Annotated in this window: 2 protein-coding genes; both read left to right on the top strand. The window is 60.8% G+C overall.

What is annotated here, in order from left to right; all coding sequences use genetic code 11:
• Nucleotides 1-280: AbrB/MazE/SpoVT family DNA-binding domain-containing protein (locus H3V53_RS43240; protein ID WP_336603047.1), on the top strand; the 280-nt coding region annotated here is incomplete at its 5' end.
• On the top strand, nt 277-672 hold the full coding sequence (locus H3V53_RS43245) for a type II toxin-antitoxin system VapC family toxin (RefSeq protein ID WP_336603048.1): 396 nt from the start codon (nt 277-279) through the stop codon (nt 670-672). The genes H3V53_RS43240 and H3V53_RS43245, both read left to right, overlap by 4 nt.
• Nucleotides 673-694 lie beyond the last annotated feature (22 nt).

Below are 694 nucleotides of genomic sequence, written 5' to 3' on the forward strand. Positions count from 1 at the left end.
TGAAGGGGTCGTTATGAGTACGCTAACTGTCACATCCCGGGGCCAGGTGACGTTCCGGAAGGAAGTCCTGCAGCATCTGGGCATCCAGCCGGGGGAAAGGATCGAGGTAGATCTGCTGCCTGACGGCCGGGCCGAACTCAGGGCCGCACGAGCCGGCGCGTCTTTTCACCAGCTTCGGGGTGTCCTGAAGGGAAAAACCAATGGTGCCAGATTGAGCATCGAGGAAATCGACGAGGCAATCGCTAAAGCCGGAGCGAAGGCGGGAGCCGGTAAGGCATGAAGATAGCGGTCGATACGAACGTCCTCCTGCGCGCCATCGTTGCCGATGATGACGAACAGGCCGACAAGGCCACCGCGTTGCTGGATACGGCCGACATGGTGGCCGTGAGCTTGCAAACATTGTGCGAGCTGGTGTGGGTCCTACGCAGTGCATACAAAGTGGCGAAGCCGGATATCGCATCAGCCATCCGGGCGCTGCTGGATACGCGTAATGTTGTCGCGAACCGGCCAGCTGCCGAAGCGGGCCTTGCCTTGCTTGAAGCAGGGGGGATTTTGCCGATGGCGTCATCGCCTGGGACGGCCGATTTCTTGGGGGGGGAACAGTTCATCTCGTTCGACAAGAAGGCCGTGTCGCTCCTGACGAAGCAGGGCCATTCCGCCACACTGTTGTAATGAAGGTCGCCGGCCGGCGACC

This window comes from Paraburkholderia bengalensis (genome assembly GCF_037126505.1).
Taxonomy (GTDB): Bacteria; Pseudomonadota; Gammaproteobacteria; order Burkholderiales; family Burkholderiaceae; genus Paraburkholderia; species Paraburkholderia bengalensis.

Bases quoted from the DNA above. Each gene is read 5' to 3' on its own strand.
- H3V53_RS43245 (WP_336603048.1), top strand. From the start codon at position 277: ATGAAGATAGCGGTCGATACGAACGTCCTCCTGCGCGCCATCGTTGCC.